Annotated in this window: 15 protein-coding genes and 1 rRNA gene; 3 read left to right on the forward strand and 13 right to left on the reverse strand. The window is 33.5% G+C overall.

The features are described 5' to 3' along the window. Together H510_RS18730 and H510_RS0111115 are read left to right on the forward strand one after the other, a co-directional pair. Complete coding sequence (locus H510_RS18730) at positions 1–600, forward strand: tetratricopeptide repeat protein (protein WP_051291159.1); 600 nt, start codon at positions 1–3, stop codon at positions 598–600. 14 nt (positions 601–614) lie between these two features. After that, on the forward strand, positions 615–1,184 hold the full coding sequence (locus H510_RS0111115) for a hypothetical protein (RefSeq protein ID WP_026904397.1): 570 nt from the start codon (positions 615–617) through the stop codon (positions 1,182–1,184). Positions 1,185–1,246: 62 nt separating this feature from the next. Here the strand turns inward: H510_RS0111115 and H510_RS0111120 are convergent, their stop codons facing one another. The 4 genes from H510_RS0111120 to rpe all read right to left on the reverse strand — a co-directional run bounded on the left by H510_RS0111120 (position 1,247) and on the right by rpe (position 6,607). Next, positions 1,247–2,194, reverse strand: coding sequence for a D-2-hydroxyacid dehydrogenase (locus H510_RS0111120; protein WP_026904398.1), 948 nt, complete (start codon positions 2,192–2,194; stop codon positions 1,247–1,249). Between the two features lie 111 nt (positions 2,195–2,305). Further along, on the reverse strand, positions 2,306–3,373 hold the full coding sequence (gene serC / locus H510_RS0111125; RefSeq protein WP_026904399.1) for a 3-phosphoserine/phosphohydroxythreonine transaminase: 1,068 nt from the start codon (positions 3,371–3,373) through the stop codon (positions 2,306–2,308). A gap of 146 nt (positions 3,374–3,519) precedes the next feature. Further along, entirely contained in the window at positions 3,520–5,943 is a 2,424-nt protein-coding gene (locus tag H510_RS0111130) for a TonB-dependent receptor (protein ID WP_026904400.1), read from the reverse strand. Next, positions 5,936–6,607, reverse strand: a complete 672-nt coding sequence (gene rpe / locus H510_RS0111135; RefSeq protein ID WP_026904401.1) for a ribulose-phosphate 3-epimerase — start codon at positions 6,605–6,607, stop codon at positions 5,936–5,938. Before rpe ends, H510_RS0111130 begins: the two co-directional genes overlap by 8 nt. An 84-nt stretch (positions 6,608–6,691) precedes the next feature. On the opposite strand from rpe, the gene H510_RS0111140 reads away from it, so the two are divergent. Next, positions 6,692–7,237 carry a YceI family protein gene (locus tag H510_RS0111140; protein WP_026904402.1) on the forward strand — a complete coding sequence of 182 codons (546 nt, stop codon included), beginning with the start codon at positions 6,692–6,694 and terminating at the stop codon, positions 7,235–7,237. A gap of 2 nt (positions 7,238–7,239) precedes the next feature. On the opposite strand, the gene H510_RS0111145 is transcribed toward H510_RS0111140, so the two are convergent. From H510_RS0111145 to rrf, 9 genes are all read right to left on the reverse strand, one after another. Then, positions 7,240–8,544 (reverse strand): Gfo/Idh/MocA family protein, encoded by a 1,305-nt coding sequence (locus H510_RS0111145; protein WP_026904403.1) that lies wholly within the window; start codon positions 8,542–8,544, stop codon positions 7,240–7,242. 203 nt (positions 8,545–8,747) lie between these two features. Continuing rightward, a complete protein-coding gene (pnp, locus tag H510_RS0111150) occupies positions 8,748–10,904 on the reverse strand; it encodes a polyribonucleotide nucleotidyltransferase (RefSeq protein WP_026904404.1) in 2,157 nt (718 codons plus the stop codon). A gap of 232 nt (positions 10,905–11,136) precedes the next feature. After that, positions 11,137–11,823: a DUF4397 domain-containing protein gene (locus tag H510_RS0111155; protein ID WP_026904405.1), complete on the reverse strand. Its 687-nt coding sequence runs from the start codon at positions 11,821–11,823 to the stop codon at positions 11,137–11,139. Positions 11,824–11,980: 157 nt separating this feature from the next. Next, complete coding sequence (locus H510_RS18735; RefSeq protein WP_162143075.1) at positions 11,981–13,687, reverse strand: response regulator; 1,707 nt, start codon at positions 13,685–13,687, stop codon at positions 11,981–11,983. 229 nt (positions 13,688–13,916) lie between these two features. Beyond that, positions 13,917–14,261 carry a 50S ribosomal protein L20 gene (rplT, locus tag H510_RS0111165; RefSeq protein ID WP_026904406.1) on the reverse strand — a complete coding sequence of 115 codons (345 nt, stop codon included), beginning with the start codon at positions 14,259–14,261 and terminating at the stop codon, positions 13,917–13,919. A 74-nt stretch (positions 14,262–14,335) separates the two neighbouring features. Beyond that, complete coding sequence (gene rpmI, locus H510_RS0111170; RefSeq protein ID WP_026904407.1) at positions 14,336–14,536, reverse strand: 50S ribosomal protein L35; 201 nt, start codon at positions 14,534–14,536, stop codon at positions 14,336–14,338. Positions 14,537–14,567: 31 nt separating this feature from the next. Continuing rightward, a complete protein-coding gene (gene infC / locus H510_RS0111175) occupies positions 14,568–15,113 on the reverse strand; it encodes a translation initiation factor IF-3 (RefSeq protein WP_026904408.1) in 546 nt (181 codons plus the stop codon). 33 nt (positions 15,114–15,146) lie between these two features. Beyond that, on the reverse strand, positions 15,147–17,072 hold the full coding sequence (thrS, locus tag H510_RS0111180; RefSeq protein WP_026904409.1) for a threonine--tRNA ligase: 1,926 nt from the start codon (positions 17,070–17,072) through the stop codon (positions 15,147–15,149). A 233-nt stretch (positions 17,073–17,305) separates the two neighbouring features. Beyond that, positions 17,306–17,417 (reverse strand): 5S ribosomal RNA (gene rrf, locus H510_RS0111185). Positions 17,418–17,560: the final 143 nt, after the last annotated feature.

Consider the following 17,560-nt stretch of genomic DNA (forward strand, 5'->3'; position numbering starts at 1 on the left):
ATGAAGCTTAAAAACTTTCTTTTTATTAGTATCTTCTATTTTATTACTTCATATAGTTTTGCGCAAGAAAAAGGACAAGCTGAACTAAAGAGTGGAAATTTAGCATCCTCAAAAGAATTATGGGATGAAGCTTTTACTTGGTATGAAAAAGCTGCAAACAAAGGCAATGCAGAAGCCATGCACCATTTAGCTTATATGTTTGAAAATGGGCAAGGCCGAGACCAAGATTATGCAAAAGCCATTAACTGGTATAAAAAAGCTATTCAGAATAATTATAGCTACGCACTTATAGCCTTAGGTATCATTTATCAAAATAATGATTTGTATGAAGAAGCTAAAAATTGCTATCAAATTGCTGCACAAAAAGGAATTGCAGACGGTATGGAATTATTAGGTTTTTTAAATTTGACAAAACAAAATCACAACGATGCCATATTATGGTTTAAAAAAGCTGCCGATAAAGGAAATAAAGAAGCTATGTATCAAATAGGTTTAATCTATCAAGAGGGGCTTGGCCTAAATGCTGATGAAGAAGAAGCAAAAAAATGGTTCAAAAAAGCCGCTGATAAAGGTCATGAAGAAGCTAAAACAAAATTATAATTGAATTACTTCTGATGAAAGACACCCATAAAGAAGCCTATCAACAAAAGAAACTTAGTGAAAATATTTGGAACCAACCTAAGCCTGTATTAGTTTTCAAATCCAAAAGAGCGCCCACACTTCATTTCGTTCTTTTGGTTTGTTTACTATCAAGCATCTTCACCACTTATTTAACAGTTACAATTTCAGAAGAAGAAATTTTAAAGCATTATTCATCAACTTTTACAGCAAGAGTGTGGCAGATTATCTTTTTTCTCTTGGCAAATATCTTATTAGCTGCCATCTTATGGTTAAGCAATAGGTATGTTTTAATACTCGAAGTATTACCGGATAAAAAAGTTAAAATTATTACTTGGCATTTTCTAAAATATAAGCATACAAAAATCTGGAATGCTTCTGATTTTGCACCAACCATTACTTATTATGACGGTATAACAGCTATTGCCGAAAGTCCTCGTGTAAATGCTCCATATCTCATCATAAGATCTAAGCGAGGCAAAAAAAGAATATTTGATTTACAGGGAAATTTCCCTAACGGAAGTTTAGTTATTGATGCTTTAATTAAACAAGCTCCAAAAGCTTAAAAATAAAAAAGGCCAGATGTTTTAAAAACATCCGACCTATCTATCTGTGTCATTATAAAATTTTACCCTTTTAAAACGTCGATAACCAAATTAGCAAGCTCTACCCCTATTCTTTCTTGCGCCTCGTTAGTTGAAGCACCAATATGTGGAGTTAAAGAGATTTTTGGATGTTGTAAAATAGCAGTTCTAGGTGTTGGTTCGTTATCAAAAACATCTAAACCAGCAAAAGCAACTTTACCACTATCAAGCGCTTCAATTAAAGCTTCTTCATCTATAGTACCACCTCTAGAGCAGTTTACTATTCCAACGCCTTTTTTCATTTTCTCAAACTCCTCTTTACCTAAAAGTGGTTTTTCTATAAAAGGTGTATGGATACTGATAAAATCAGCTTGAGAAATTAACTCTTCTAAACTTACTTTTTTAACCGGAACTTCTACTTTAATATTTCCAGAAAGCTCTAAGGTTAAAGAGGCAGGTACATCACTTAAATCATAAGCTAAAACATCCATACCTAAACCTAAAGCAACTTTAGCTGTCTCACGACCAATTCTACCAAAACCTATAATACCAATGCTTTTACCTCTTAATTCGCTACCTTTTGCATAAGCTTTTTTAAGGTTATTAAATTGAGTAGCTCCTTCAACAGGCATTTTACGGTTAGCATCGTAAACAAATCTTACACCATTAAAAAGGTGAGTAAATACCAACTCAGCAACAGATAATGATGAAGATGCTGGCGTGTTCACTACTGCAACTCCTTTGCTTCTTGCATATTCTACATCAATATTATCCATACCAACACCACCACGACCAATAACTTTAATATTAGGACAAGCGTCAATAAGCTCTTTTCTTACTTTGGTTGCACTTCTTACTGTGATACCATCATAAGCATTTAATTTAGAAGCTAATTCTTCTTGTGGGATGTTTTGGGTGTCAACTTCAATTCCGGCTTCTTCCAGTAGTTTTTTTCCTATTGGATCTATACCATCATTTGCTAAGATTCTCATGTTGTTTTTATTTAAGATTTGAGTTTTAAGATGTAAGTATTGAGATGTTAGCAATAATATCTGAGACTAATTAAGAATCTCAAATCTTTTATCTAACATCTCAAATCTATTTTATTTATGCTTTTCAGCAAATTCTTGCATAGCCTCTATCAATACATGAACGCTTGTAATAGGTAAAGCATTGTAAATAGATGCTCTAAAACCACCAACACTTCTATGTCCTTTGATACCTACACAACCTTTTTCTTCTGCAAGTTTTAAGAAATCTTTCTCTAATTCTGGATTTTCCATCACAAAGCAAACGTTCATTCTAGAACGGTCTTCAACGGCTGCTGTTCCTTTAAAGAATGGGTTTCTATCAATTTCTTGATATAAAGCCTCAGCTTTAGCAATATTTTCTTTTTCGATAGCCGCAATACCGCCTTTAGATTTTAACCATTTTAAGTTCAATAAAGAAACATAAATAGAGAAAACTGGTGGCGTATTGTACATAGACTCTCCTTCGATATGTACTTTATAGTCTAACATAGAAGGAATAGTTCTGTTAACTTTACCTAAAATCTCGTCTTTTACAATCACTAAAGTTGCTCCAGCCGGACCAATATTTTTTTGAGCACCAGCGTATATCAAATCAAAATCTGCAAAGTTTATCTCTCTGCTAAAAATATCAGAAGACATATCGCAAACTACAGGAACATTGGTTTTTGGAATATCAAAAAGCTCTGTACCGTAAATGGTATTGTTAGAGGTAATATGGAAATAAGCCGCATCCTCTGGAATGGTATATCCTTTAGGGATGAAATTAAAATTGGCATCTTTTGAAGAGGCTACAATCTCTACCTCACCAAATAATTTAGCTTCTTTTATAGCTTTTTTAGCCCAAACTCCGGTCTCTAAATAAGCAGCTTTTTTACCTTCTTGAAGTAAATTCATAGCTACCATGGCAAACTGTAAACTTGCACCACCTTGTAAGAAAAGAACCGAGTAACCTGCTGGCACATTCATTAATTCCTTTACGATTTTAATAGCTTCTTCTGATACGGCAATAAACTCTTTACTACGATGTGATATTTCTAAAATAGAAAGCCCTGTATCGTTAAAATTTAATACTGCTTGTGAAGCTTGTTTGAATACTTCTTGTGGTAAAATACATGGACCAGCGCCAAAATTATGTTTCATTTGTTTGAGTTGTTTGTTTGGTTTCTTATGTAATAATTAAAATTAAACACTGTTTTGATTAAGATGTTTAAAATTTAGTTCCACTGTTTATTACTGATGTTTTAAGCTTCAAATTTAAAACAATAAAACGTTTCTAACGGGTAAATTTAAAATTTTGCAATAATCTTAAAATTTAGCTGTCTAGATGTTAAAAAATTAGGAATTGCGTAACGATTATTATTAACATCTGTTAACCATAAGTAAGAAACTGTATTATTGATATTGAGCAAGTTAAATACTTCTGCATAAACGATGAAAGAATTGAAATAGGTATCAAACCATTTAAATCTTCTGATACTTTCTTTATCCAAAATATCTTTAGAAAAACCAATATCTACTCTTCTGTACGGTGGTATAGTGAAATTTGTAGTAAAGTTATTGGTTCTAGGTGGCCAACTTGGTAATCTGGAACCATATAGTAAACTTAAATGAACTTTATAAGTTGGGCTGTTGAATAACCTATCCTGAAAAAATATCGAAAAGTTTACACGTTGATCTGTTGGTCTTTTGATAAAGCCTGGAAAAACAACTTGCTGATTTCCATTGGCATCTGTTCTGGTGAAAGAATCACCGTTGATATCTTCTTCTGTTTTCATCAAAGAAAGTCTAAAAGAGGATTCTAAATCCCGCACAAACTCGCCACTGATTGAAAAATCTAAACCAGCAGCATATCCTTTTGAGGTTAAACCAGCATTGTACCTTACTCGAAGGTTTTCTAACTCGTAAGGTGTAAGTTGTAATAAGGCTTTGTAGTAAACTTCGGTATTGAACCTCAAATTGGTTCCTAAAGATTTAAATTTATAATCTGATGAAGCAATGAAATGTAAAGACTTTTGCGATTTAACATCTGAATTTATCTGACCATCAAAACCTCTTAGCTCTCTATAAAAAGGCGTTTGAACGTAATAACCACTAGCAAATCTGTAAATAATATCTTTTTCCTTTTTAGGATTATAGGTTAATACCAACCTTGGACTAGGTAAAAACTCTTTGGTGAAACTATTATAATTAAACCTTAAGCCACTTGCTAAAATAAAATGCTCGCCAATATCTGATGTATTTAAGATATATCCTGAAATCCTGTTAGTAGTTAAGGTATTGCTTGCATTACGATAATCAAACAGCGGAAAACCAGTCGTATTATCATTTGGCAAGGTATAACCTGCAGAATCTAAATAATTAAACTCTAAAAGTTCATCTTTGATATAGTCTAGCTGAAATCTTAAACTGGTTTCCCAGTGGGTGTTATTTTTAGAAAAATAATATTTGATATCACTAGCTAAAACACGGGCATCCATTTGGTTTCTGCCATAATCTTGAAAAGCACCTATACCACGGTTTGTTACCACGTTACCAAAACCGCCTCCTAAAAAATCAGTTTCTACTTCATCAAATAAATAAGAACCAGTTATATCAAAGTTCTCTCTTTCAGACATGATAAAAGCAGAATTTATCCATTTTAACTTGGCTTTATCGTTAAGCTTATAATTAAAAGTAAGCGCTCCCACTAAGTTGGTATATTGGTCTATCTCCTGCCCCTCATAATTTACCCTTAATCTTAAAGTTTGCTGTAAAGTACCAAAAGTAGTTTCTCTGGATTGCGGCAACAAACTAAACTCGCTGCTGTTGGCAATACCTAAAAATTCTACATTTAAACGTGAATTTACTTTGTAATTGACAAGGGTTTGCAAATCATAAAAACGTGGGTCGTAGCTGCCTATAACAGGTTGGGCATTAAGCACAAATCTGTTTCTCTTATTTCTAAAACTTAAGGCTACATTAAACTTCTTTTGTACAAAGAAAGTACTTGCAGACAAACCATTAGTACCCACACTGATAACACTTGCTGCCGTATCTCTTGTTTTATAATTTACGTCTAAAACGGATGATAGCTTATCGCCATAACGAGCTGAGAAACCTCCGGCAGAAAATTTAACATTAGAGATTAAATCAGGGTTAATTAAACTTAAACCTTCTTGTTGGCCATTTCGAACTAAATAAGGTTTAAAAATTTCTACATCATTGATATAAATGAGGTTCTCATCAAAATTACCTCCACGTACAGAGTATTGAGAGCTTAATTCGTTATTGGTTGAGACACCTGGTAGCTGTTTCAACATTGCCTCAAAACTTTGAGCAACATTGGGAGATAGCTCAAAATTACGGGCATTTATACTGGTCATTCCTTCTATCCTAGTACTTTGGTCGTTTACCACAACTACATCAAGCATTTGTTTATCTTTCACCAAAACAACATTAAGTATTGTATTTTTCTCTAATTTAAGATTAGAAATATTTGTATTGTACCCTGATAATGAAAAGATTAAAGTATAAGTTCCGGGCTTTAGATTGATGTTATATTCTCCTTTAATGTTAGATATCTTTTTGATATCAGCATCTTTAACACTAATTTCTACACCACTTAAAGATTCTGATTGTGCATTACTTATTTTCCCAGAAAGCCTTAAGGTTTGCTGTGCAAAAATATTTGTAGAGAACCCTAAAAGTATCGCCAGAAGAAAACTACGCATGGAAAGTATCAGGAGATATACGTTTTAATTCTGCAATAGCATGCAATTGGTCTTCAGCAGCGAAAATAGCATTACCTGCTACCAGCACATTGGCACCTGCTTTTAATAAAGCTAAAGAATTATGATTACTTACGCCACCATCAACTTCTATATACAAGTCAGGATTTTTCTCATGAGCTATTGCCCTTAACTGCTGTATTTTTTGGTAACTATTTGTAATAAATTTTTGTCCGCCAAAACCCGGATTAACCGTCATGATTAAAGCTAGGTCCAGTTCTTCTATCACATTCTCTAATAAAGAAACCGGCGTATGAGGATTAATTGCAACACCTGCTTTACAACCTAATTCTTTAATTTTATGGATGGTTCTATCCAAATGATTGCAAGCTTCATAATGGACAGTAATAACATTGGCGCCTGCTTTTTGGAAATCTTCCAGATAACGGTCTGGATTGGTAATCATCAAATGCACATCTAAAGGTTTTAATGCATAATTTTTAACTGCTGCAATTACCGGAAAACCAAAAGAGATATTAGGTACAAAAACGCCATCCATAACATCTACATGTATCCAATCTGCTTCACTATGATTAAGCATTAAAATATCTTGTTTAAGATGAGCAAAGTCTGCAGATAAAATAGATGGTGCAATTAAATGATTCATGATTCAAATATAATAAATATGCTTTCTTTTAAAACTTTAATCATAAGCTAAATGTATTTATCTTGTCTAAGAAATCATCACTTTATGAAATATAACGTTCTCTTTTTCTTTATCATTTTTTTAAATCTCCAAACAAAAGGACAAATTTTTAAAACTGATAAATTATCTGTTCATTTTTTTGCTGCCGCACCTGTTGCCGATATTGATGCACTTACCAATTATGCAAATGCAAGCTTTGATTTAAAACGTAAGGAAGTTAAGGTAACTATACAAATGACTTCTTTTAGCTTTAAAAAGGCTTTAATGCAACAGCATTTTAATGAGAAGTACATAGAAAGTGATAAACATCCATTAGCAAGCTTTAAAGGTAGTTTTAAAGATAATTTATCTGATAAACCTGATGGTACTTACGTTATTTACATAGAAGGTAAATTTAACCTACATGGCGTTGAAGTTAATCAAGTAATACCATGCAAAATCACCATTCAAAAGAATCAATTAAGTGTTAACAGTTCTTTTATATTAAATACTAGAGATTTTAAAATCGAGCCTCCAAAAATCTTAACAAAGCCTATTGGCGAAAAGATTGAAGTAACTGTTAACGGCGTCCTCCATAAAGTTAGCGGCTAAATTTAAGTTAATTTAAATCCTTTTTTAAAAGCTCTACCTCTTAATTCATTCGCTTCTTGATCATTTATAAAAAACTCCTTTTCAGGATTCCATTTCAAGGGTCTTTTGAGTTCGTAAGCAATGTTTGCTATATTACAAACGCTAGCAGTTCTGTGCCCTATTTCTACATCGCAAATAGGTTTACTTCTATTTTTGATCGCATCTAAAAAATCTTGATAATGGTTGGTACTATGATAAATACCTAGGCTCTTAGTATCAATTTCCTTATTCTGTAATGATGATGGGTTAATTTCTAACTTTTTTCGTTGCACAACAATAGTACCTTCTTTGCCCTTAAACTGAATGGCATTGTTAATCCCAAAATTCTCATGCGTCATTTTTAAACCATTAGCATATTCAAAAGTTAAGAATTTATGATTTACATCTGGTGGAGTTACAGCAACAGGTCCGCTATGATCCATATTTAACGCCCATTGTACGATATCAAACATGTGAGCACCCCAATCTGAAACCATACCGCCACCAAATTCTTTATAATCTCTCCATTTAGCCCAAAAAGAATTAATATCTGGATTCAATTTTTCATTAAAATGGCTATAGTCTTTGTTAGGCCCTAACCATTTTTCCCAGTTTAAATCTGCTGGTACTTCTTCTTTAGGTAAATTATAAACCTGCGGTGGTGGCCCAACACTTACCTTAATATTTTCTAATTCACCAATATAACCACCTCTAATTAAAGCAACTGCTTGCCTAAACTCATCCCAAGAGCGCTGCATACTTCCTGTTTGAAAAACACGATTATATTTACGTGTTGCATTTACCATGGCTCTTCCCTCTTCAATAGTGAGCGATAATGGTTTTTCGCAATAAATATCTTTACTTGCTTTAGCTGCTGCAACTGCTTGTACGGCATGCCAATGGTCTGGCGTAATGATGACTACAGCATCGATATCTTTTCTTTGGAGAATTTCCTCATAATCTTCGTATACATCGCAACCTTTATACTGAGTGGTACCCTTTTTCTCAGCATAAAACTTATTAATTTCTTGTGCGAAAAAATCAAGTTTTCTTTTGTAAACATCACTTGCTGCTACTATCTGCGCTTGCTCTTGGCCAGCAAACGCTCTTCTCAATGTAATCGATTGCTTTCCGGTACCAATAAAACCTAAATTTATCTTATCACTGGGTGCAACAAAGCCCTTACCTAGTACAAAGCGTGGCACAATCATAAATGCCGACAATGTAGCTGCACTTGCTAAAAACTTACGTCTAGAAACATTGGTTATTTCCTTTTCTTGATTTTTCATATATATATTCTGATGAGATTTGATAGAATACTTTTATAAGAATACGCTAATATGCTATAATCTTAATAATAAAATGATTATCAAACTCTGGTTTAATAATGGATGGTATCTAATATAGAAATTATTATCTATTTTAAAATTATAAAATAAAAAAACCCGCTCTATATAAATTAGAGCGGGTAAAAAATCAAAAAAATATACTTTTAAGCTTGAGGAGTTTCTGACGGAGCAGCCTCTGGCTTAGGCGGACGAGGTAATAAAGCTTTTCTAGAAAGTTTTAATTTACCTTGCTTATCGATATCCAATAATTTAACTCTTACCTCATCTCCTACTTGGAAAATTCCGTCCATAGTCTCATAACGTTTCCAATCAATCTCAGAGATATGTAATAAGCCATCTTTACCTGGCATAATCTCAACAAAAGCACCAAAAGGCATGATAGATTTTACTTTACCTTCGTATACTTCGCCAACTTCTGGTTTTGCTACGATGTTTTTGATTCTTCTAACCGCTTGGTCAATAGAATCTTTATTATCAGCAAAAATTTGGATAACACCTTTATTGTCTTTTTCTTCAATAGATATGGTTGCACCGGTTTCGCGTTGCATTTCTTGGATGATTTTACCACCTGGTCCAATTACAGCACCAATAAATTCTTTATCTATCGCCATACTGATGATACGCGGAGCATGTGGTTTGTAATCTTCACGTGGAGCAGACATGGTTTTTTCCATCTCTCCCAAGATATGTAAACGGCCTTCTTTAGCTTGGTTTAACGCTTCTGTTAAAACCTCGTAAGATAAACCATTCACTTTTAAATCCATTTGGCAAGCGGTAATACCATTTCTCGAACCTGTAACCTTAAAGTCCATATCTCCTAAATGGTCTTCATCTCCTAAGATATCAGAAAGGATAGCATATTTACCTGTTTTATCATCAGAAATTAAACCCATAGCGATACCAGAAACCGGAGCTTTAAGTTTAATACCTGCATCCATTAAAGCTAAGGTACCAGCACAAACAGTTGCCATTGAAGAAGAACCATTAGATTCTAAAATATCAGAAACTACACGAATGGTGTAAGGATTTTCCTCATCTCCAGGTAATACTTTTTTGATAGCTCTCATGGCTAAGTTACCATGACCAATTTCTCTTCTACCCACACCACGGTTAGGACGAGCCTCACCTGTAGAGAAAGAAGGGAAATTATAGTGCAATAAGAATTTGTTGTAACCATTGATGAAAGCACCATCTATTAACTGCTCATCATCTTTAGCACCTAAAGTAACGGTTGTTAAAGATTGTGTTTCGCCACGTGTAAATATAGCAGAACCATGTGCAGAAGGTAAATAACCAACTTCGCTCCAGATAGGACGAATTTGTTTTGTATGACGTCCGTCTAAACGGATACCTTCATTCAATAATAAAGCTCTTACAGCATCATACTGAACATCATGGAAATATTTCTTAGCTAAAAACTTAGTAGTTTCTGTAGCATCTTCACCTAAAGCAGCTAAAACCTCATCTTGCAAAGCTTTAAAAGCTGCCGAACGCTCATCTTTACCTGCGCCAGATTTTGCTACAGCATAAACTTTATCGTAAGTATCAGCCGTAATTTTAGCTTTTAATTCCTCATCGCTATGTTCGTGGCAGTATTCTCTTTTTTGAGTTTTACCTACCAATTCGGTAAGTTCTACTTGTGCTTGAACTTGTGCTTTAATCGCAGCATGTGCAAACTGGATAGCTTCAACCAACTCAGCTTCCTGAATTTCATCAGCTTCTCCTTCAACCATATTGATATCTTGAGCAGAACCAGCAACAATAAATTCAAGTGTTGCTCTTTCTAAATCAGATTTAGTAGGGTTAATAACCAATTTTCCATCAATTTTAGCAACACGTACTTCTGAGATAGGTCCGTTAAACGGAATATCAGAAACCGCAATAGCAGCCGAAGCAGCTAAACCTGCTAATGCATCAGGCATGATATTTTTGTCTGATGATATTAAGGAAATCATTACCTGCGTTTCTGCATGGTAATCTTCAGGGAATAATGGACGTAAAGCTCTATCAACCAATCTAGAAATTAATACTTCATAATCAGACAAACGGGCTTCACGACGTAAGAAACCTCCGGGGATACGGCCAGCTGCCGCATATTTCTCCTGGTAATCAACGGATAAAGGAAGGAAGTCGACACCTTCTTTTGCATCTTTATTTGAAACAACAGTGGCTAAAAGCATGGTATCACCTTGTTTCACTACTACTGAACCATCTGCTTGCTTAGCTAATTTTCCAGTTTCGATCTCAATGATACGGCCATCGCCTAAATCAATCGACTTGTTAAAAACATTTAAACTCATATTTATTATTTAATCGGCACAAAAATAGTCTTTTATATCTGTTATTCAGTGTGGTGTGAGTTTTTTTTATATGATGAGATTATTGCTTTAAGAAGTCTGATATAGGATTTCATTTTTTTGAGATTATCTAATTAACGAAACCTCTACGTTTCACCTATTTTTATGATGATTTTTAAAAAAATAAGGCCAGAATTTTCATAAAATTCTGGCCCTATTCAAATATTCATTTTTTTTAATTATGCGTAATTTGCCTCACTGTAATGTTCTGTGCAGTAGATCCTGTAATATAAACAGTATAAATTTTTCCTTCTACAAAGGCACTTAAATCAAATGTACCTAAGTTTTCTGTTCCGCCAGCAGCATAAACTTGTAAAGAAAGAATCCCTGGCTCTATATTCATAAAATTACTGGCATTATCTCTAGCTAAATTTGCCGCTAAGTTAGTAGTAGAATTTCTTCTAATATCTACATTAGCGGGAGCAGCATCACTTAAATGAACAAATCTTACTTTTGCTTGCCCACCAGCTGGAGCAGCTAAATCATCCTCATAAAGTTTAACTCTAGCCTGTTGACCATCTCCTGCTAAGAAAGCTGTATATGAACTTCCATTATCAACATCAAATCTTCCGCTAGCGTAAGCCGTTGTAGAACCTTCATTTCTAAATTCTAGATTTAGATTATTACCAGAATTTGTGGTGATATAATCTGAAGAATTACTGAAGGCTAATCCTCCTTGAATAATGGCATTATTAGCTAAAAATACGCTTTGTGCATTTGATGCTGATGATGCATTTACGACTTTAATTCTCGCTGATCCAGTTTCGTCAACATCATCCTTTTTACATGAAGTAAAACCTACGGCTAATGCTAAAATTAATGTTCCGCTTAAAATTTGCTTAAAAAAATTGTTCTTTTTCATAGTTATATATTAATGGTTACATAACTAGGTAAACAAATTTTAAACCTAAATTTTCTATTATTATAAAATTAATCTTACTATTAAAAATTAAATTTATAACCAACTAAATACTTTTTTTTCAAAAATTTTAAGCTAGATACAAAAAAGGGTGTTTTCTTTATTGTACATTAACTAAAAAATATATCTTACGATAAAGCTCTTGTGGGTCAAAAGGTTTACTTAAACAATCATTCATGCCTGCGGCTTTAATATCAAGAATTAATGTATCTGAAACAGATGCGGTAAACGCTAATATAGGAATACGAGATTTTCGACCGTCTTGCATATTCCTGATAACCTTAGCTGCATGATAACCATCTAATTCTGGCATATATAAATCCATCAAAATAATATCAAAATCTTCTTCTTTTAGTTTGGCAATAGCTTCAAGTCCATTTTCTGCAAAAGTGGGTTGGTTGTTCCATTTATTTAATACCTTTTTAAGCAATAACCTGTTCATAACATGATCTTCCGCTACTAATATCTTAAGATGACTTAAATCTTCTTTTAAAATACCAGTATTTTTAACTTCTGTTACTAAGCCTGCATCACCAATTTTAAAATTTATATTAAAGAAAAATTTTGAACCCAAATTGGGCTGACTTTCTAGGCAAATACTACTCTCAAAAAGCTGTAATAATCTTTTCACTATCGCTAGGCCCAATCCAGTACCACCATAATTTTTTGAAACAGTAGATGATGCCTGTATAAAAGGTTCAAAAATAATTTCTTGCTTATCTTTGGTAATTCCTATCCCAGTATCAGCAATAGCAAAATTAATTTTTACATGACTTTGGCTTCTATCAATTATCTTTAAACTAATCATAACATTACCTTTTGTTGTAAATTTTAAAGCGTTACCCAGTAAGTTATATAAAATTTGAGTTATCCTTAGTGAGTCTGAAATTATGAAAACAGACTTCAACTGATCATCCAAATCAATCATTAAATTGATTTTCTTTTCCTCAAACTGAAATTTCATAGTAGCACAAATATTCTGTACTTGCTCATATAAGTTAAAACTGACATTATTCAAACTCAGCTTATCAGAATTTAACTTATTAAAATCTAAAACATCGTTTATTAAAGCTTGTAAATTAAGAGATGAAAATTGTAGTATTTTTAGATTTTCTTGCTGGTCATAACTTTTAGGATCAGAAAGAAACAAATTCGTCATTCCTATAACTGCGTTTAATGGCGTCCTTAATTCATGAGACATCGCAGAAAGAAAATCTGATTTAGATTGTGCAGCTTTATTGGCTTCTTCAACTGCTATTTCTAGCTTTTTATTAAGTTCTTTTTGTATACTCATATTGTTTTTAAACGCTTCGTTAAAAAAATAGTGAGCTATAATAACTGTGAGAAAATTTAATATTACTAAAATCTCATAACCTGGAGAAGCTACAAAATCTGAAGTATATTTATTTGAGAATACTTTATTATCGTAAAGCAGGTTTATCATTACTGGAAGACAAGCTAATATAGAAGCAATAAGTGCAACTCTAGAGCCTATAAGATAAAAACTACTCATGATAAGCATAAAGATAAATTGGATAATAACCAAACTTAAGCTACCTGATTTTATGAATATATTAGACCAAATAACAACAAGTCCCACCCAAACCATAAAATGGCTAGTTTTAGAAATACTAATTTTTTTAGAGAGTAAAAGTTTAAAAAGTATAAGATAAATAACGCCAAAAATTATAGACCGATTTAACTGAAAATCTTGTTGGTAGTACCATGCTGTAATAATCACAACAATTACCTTAGAAAGAGATAGTATGAGTAAAGAAAATAGAATTTTTATTTTAGCCCTTTCCAAGGAATCTGATTCTGTAGAAAGCAGCTTATTTAAAGACCAGTTTACAATTGAGAGATTCTTCATGAGGAGCTACTTCACTAAGATAAGTATTTATTCAATTTTGAAAATAATATTTTAGAAAAAACAGTTGATAATTTAACTAAAAAGCGACAGCTAAAATTTATTCCATAAAAAAAAGGAACCAAATAAATTTGATTCCTTTTCTTTATCATCCTAAAACGTGTTTTTTTTATTTTACCGTATCAACAATAGCTTTAAAAGCTTCAGGATGATTCATTGCTAAATCAGCTAAAACTTTTCTATTTAAACCTATGTTTTTTGCAGCTAATTTCCCTATTAATTGAGAATAAGAGATACCGTACTGACGGGCTCCAGCATTAATACGCTGAATCCATAACGCTCTGAATTCTCTCTTTTTAACTTTTCTGTCGCGGAAAGCATATTGCAAACCTTTTTCAACAGTATTTTTAGCAATGGTATAAACCTTACTTCTTGAACCCCAGTAGCCCTTGGCTAAACCTAAGATTTTTTTTCTTCTTCTTCTTGACGCAACTGCGTTAACCGAACGTGGCATATTTTAAATGATTTTGATAAACGGTGATTCGTATTGCAGAATTCTTACTACCGGATACCTGGTTAATAAATTAATTACTTTCCGATACAAAGCATACGTTTAACATTACCCATATCTCCATCATTCACGTATGTAGTATGAGTTAAGTTGCGTTTTTGCTTCGTAGTCTTCTTAGTTAAGATGTGACTTTTATAAGCACTCTTTCTTTTGATTTTACCTGTTCCAGTGAGCGAAAAACGCTTTTTTGCACTAGAATTGGTTTTCATTTTTGGCATAATTATGCTTTTTAATTTAACCTGTGGATATTTATTTTTTTAACGTTTTAGGCGCAACTGTTAAGAACATTCTCTTTCCTTCTAACTTAGGAAGAAGTTCTACTTTTCCATAATCCTCTAAAGCTTGAGCAAATTTCAACAACAAAATTTCTCCTTGCTCTTTATAAACGATAGCTCTACCTTTAAAGTGAACGTAAGCTCTTACTTTCTCACCTGCTTCTAAAAAGCTAACGGCATGCTTTAGTTTAAATTGAAAATCATGATCACTGGTATTAGGACCGAAACGAATCTCCTTAATAACAGTTTGTTTTGCATTTGCTTTGATTTCTTTAAGCTTCTTCTTTTGCTCGTAAACAAACTTATTGTAATCAACAATTTTACATACTGGCGGATTTGCATTAGGTGAAATCTCAACTAAGTCGAGTTCCAATTCTTCTGCCATCTGCAATGCTTTTTCTATAGGGTATACGCCCTGTTCAATATCCTCGCCTACTACCCTAACTTCCCTAGCTCTAATACGTCTGTTGATATTATGAGCCGGCTCTGTGGTTCTTCTGCTTCTGTTATTCGGATTCAATTTTGGTCTAATAATAGTCCTCCAGTTATTTATTTAAATAATGATTTCTTGTTGAAGATGATTTTGGAACTCTTCTAAAGTCATGCTTCCTTTATCTCCCTCACCATGCTTACGTACAGAAACCATGCCTTCTTGCATTTCTTTCTCACCTATAATAAGCATATAAGGTAGTTTTTTGATTTCAGCATCCCTAATCTTCCTTCCAATTTTCTCATCCCGCAAGTCAATCAAACCGCGAATATCGGAATTATTTAAAGATTCTAAAACTTTTTTACCATAATCTTCAAATTTTTCTGAAATTGGTAAAACTATAAATTGCTCTGGTGTAAGCCATAATGGAAAATTTCCAGCGCAATGCTCGATTAAAACAGCCACAAACCTTTCTAGAGAACCAAAAGGTGCTCTATGAATCATTACTGGGCGGTGTTTTTGATTATCGCTTCCAGTATATTCTAATTCAAACCGTTCGGGTAAATTGTAATCTACCTGTATAGTTCCTAGCTGCCATTTTCTACCTAAAGCATCTTTAACCATAAAATCTAGTTTAGGCCCGTAAAATGCGGCCTCTCCTAACTCTACAACGGTTGGTAAACCCTTTTCTTCTGCTGCTTCAACAATAGCTTGCTCTGCCAATTGCCAATTTTCATCAGAACCTATATACTTGGCTTTATTCTCAGGGTCTCTTAATGATACCTGAGCCGTATAGTTTTCAAAGCCCAAAGCTTTGAAAACATATAAAACTAGATCGATAACTTTTTTAAATTCTTCTTTAACCTGATCTGGCCTACAAAATAAGTGAGCATCATCTTGTGTAAAGCCTCTTACCCTGGTTAAACCATGTAACTCGCCACTTTGCTCATAACGATAAACAGTACCAAACTCGGCTAATCTTACCGGTAAATCTTTATAAGATCTTGGTTTAGATTTATAGATTTCGCAATGGTGCGGACAGTTCATTGGCTTCAAGAAAAACTCTTCACCTTCTTGCGGAGTTTTAATTGGCTGAAAAGAATCTGCACCATATTTATCGTAATGCCCAGATGTTACATATAGGTTTTTATGTCCAATATGTGGGGTGATTACTTGATCATAACCTGCCTTTTGCTGAGCTTTTTGCAAGAAATTAACCAATCTTTCTCTTAAAGCAGTTCCTTTTGGCAACCATAATGGTAAACCCATACCTACTTTTTCTGAGAAAGTAAAGAGCTCTAGTTCTTTTCCCAACTTACGGTGATCTCTTTTCTTAGCTTCCTCAATCATTTGAAGATATTCAGCAAGCTCACTTTGTTTAGGAAAAGTTACGCCATAAATACGGGTCAACTGCTTTCTGCTTTCATCACCTCTCCAATAAGCGCCTGCAACGTTCATCAGCTTTACAGCCTTGATGAACCCGGTATTAGGTATATGCGGCCCTCTACACAAATCGGTAAAATTACCCTGTGTATAGAAAGTGATTTTACCATCCTCAAGGTCTTTGATTAAATCTAATTTATATTCATCTCCTTTTTCTTCAAAATACTTTAAAGCTTCTGCTTTAGAAACGGATTTTCTACTGTACTCAGACTTTGCTTTCGCAAGCTCAATAATCTTGTCTTCTATTTTCTTAAAATCGTCAGATGAAATCTGATGATCTCCGAAATCAACATCATAATAAAAACCTGTCTCTATAGCCGGTCCAATACCAAATTTTGTTCCTGGATATAAAGCTTCTAAAGCTTCTGCCAACAAGTGAGCGGATGAGTGCCAGAAGGTAGATTTTCCTTCTGTATCATTCCAAGTTAATAATTTCATAGACGCATCTTGCTCAATAGGTCTTGAAGTATCCCAAACTTCGCCGTCTACTACAGCGGCTAATACGTTTCTAGCTAAGCCCTCTGAAATAGATAAGGCAATTTGATGAGCATTGGTTCCTTTTTCATATTCCCTTATAGAACCATCGGGAAGAGTAATTTTAATCATGTACAACTATGATTTATATTCGTTAATTATATAAAAAAAACTTATAAAAAAGAGTGCTAAAAGATTCCGTGAAAATAGATGTTTTTTTTTGAAAAGCGACTTACTTTATAGGTGGAAATTCAACTTTTTTATAAAGTTGCGAATGATTAAAACCCTATTAAGAATTCCCTAATAACAAAAAAGCCCTTTAAGTTATACTAGCTTAAAGGGTATTATTTGATTGAATAAAAAAAAGTCGGCATCGACCTACTCTCCCACATTTTACTGCAGTACCATTGGCTCTGATGGGCTTAACTTCTCTGTTCGGAATGGGAAGAGGTGGACACCATCGATATAGACACCTGAATATCTTTTGAGCTCTAAGCTCAAGGCTTAAAGCTTATATTCATTTTGTTTCACTTATGCTTTAGGCTTACCGCCTTAAGCTTTTAGCTTAACAATGACATATTATTGAAAGAAGATATTGTTCGAGAAAACAACAGTTTGAT

The sequence above is a fragment of the Pedobacter glucosidilyticus DSM 23534 genome, assembly GCF_000425145.1.
In the GTDB taxonomy this organism is placed as follows: Bacteria; Bacteroidota; Bacteroidia; order Sphingobacteriales; family Sphingobacteriaceae; genus Pseudopedobacter; species Pseudopedobacter glucosidilyticus.

What these genes read in the sequence shown, in the direction of transcription:
- H510_RS18730 (WP_051291159.1), top strand. Translation starts at nt 1, where the DNA reads ATGAAGCTTAAAAACTTTCTTTTTATTAGTATCTTCTATTTTATTACT.
- H510_RS0111115 (WP_026904397.1), top strand. Translation starts at nt 615, where the DNA reads ATGAAAGACACCCATAAAGAAGCCTATCAACAAAAGAAACTTAGTGAA.
- H510_RS0111120 (WP_026904398.1), bottom strand. Translation starts at nt 2,194, where the DNA reads ATGAGAATCTTAGCAAATGATGGTATAGATCCAATAGGAAAAAAACTA.
- serC (WP_026904399.1), bottom strand. Translation starts at nt 3,373, where the DNA reads ATGAAACATAATTTTGGCGCTGGTCCATGTATTTTACCACAAGAAGTA.
- H510_RS0111130 (WP_026904400.1), bottom strand. Translation starts at nt 5,943, where the DNA reads ATGCGTAGTTTTCTTCTGGCGATACTTTTAGGGTTCTCTACAAATATT.
- rpe (WP_026904401.1), bottom strand. Translation starts at nt 6,607, where the DNA reads ATGAATCATTTAATTGCACCATCTATTTTATCTGCAGACTTTGCTCAT.
- H510_RS0111140 (WP_026904402.1), top strand. Translation starts at nt 6,692, where the DNA reads ATGAAATATAACGTTCTCTTTTTCTTTATCATTTTTTTAAATCTCCAA.
- H510_RS0111145 (WP_026904403.1), bottom strand. Translation starts at nt 8,544, where the DNA reads ATGAAAAATCAAGAAAAGGAAATAACCAATGTTTCTAGACGTAAGTTT.
- pnp (WP_026904404.1), bottom strand. Translation starts at nt 10,904, where the DNA reads ATGAGTTTAAATGTTTTTAACAAGTCGATTGATTTAGGCGATGGCCGT.
- H510_RS0111155 (WP_026904405.1), bottom strand. Translation starts at nt 11,823, where the DNA reads ATGAAAAAGAACAATTTTTTTAAGCAAATTTTAAGCGGAACATTAATT.
- rplT (WP_026904406.1), bottom strand. Translation starts at nt 14,261, where the DNA reads ATGCCACGTTCGGTTAACGCAGTTGCGTCAAGAAGAAGAAGAAAAAAA.
- rpmI (WP_026904407.1), bottom strand. Translation starts at nt 14,536, where the DNA reads ATGCCAAAAATGAAAACCAATTCTAGTGCAAAAAAGCGTTTTTCGCTC.
- thrS (WP_026904409.1), bottom strand. Translation starts at nt 17,072, where the DNA reads ATGATTAAAATTACTCTTCCCGATGGTTCTATAAGGGAATATGAAAAA.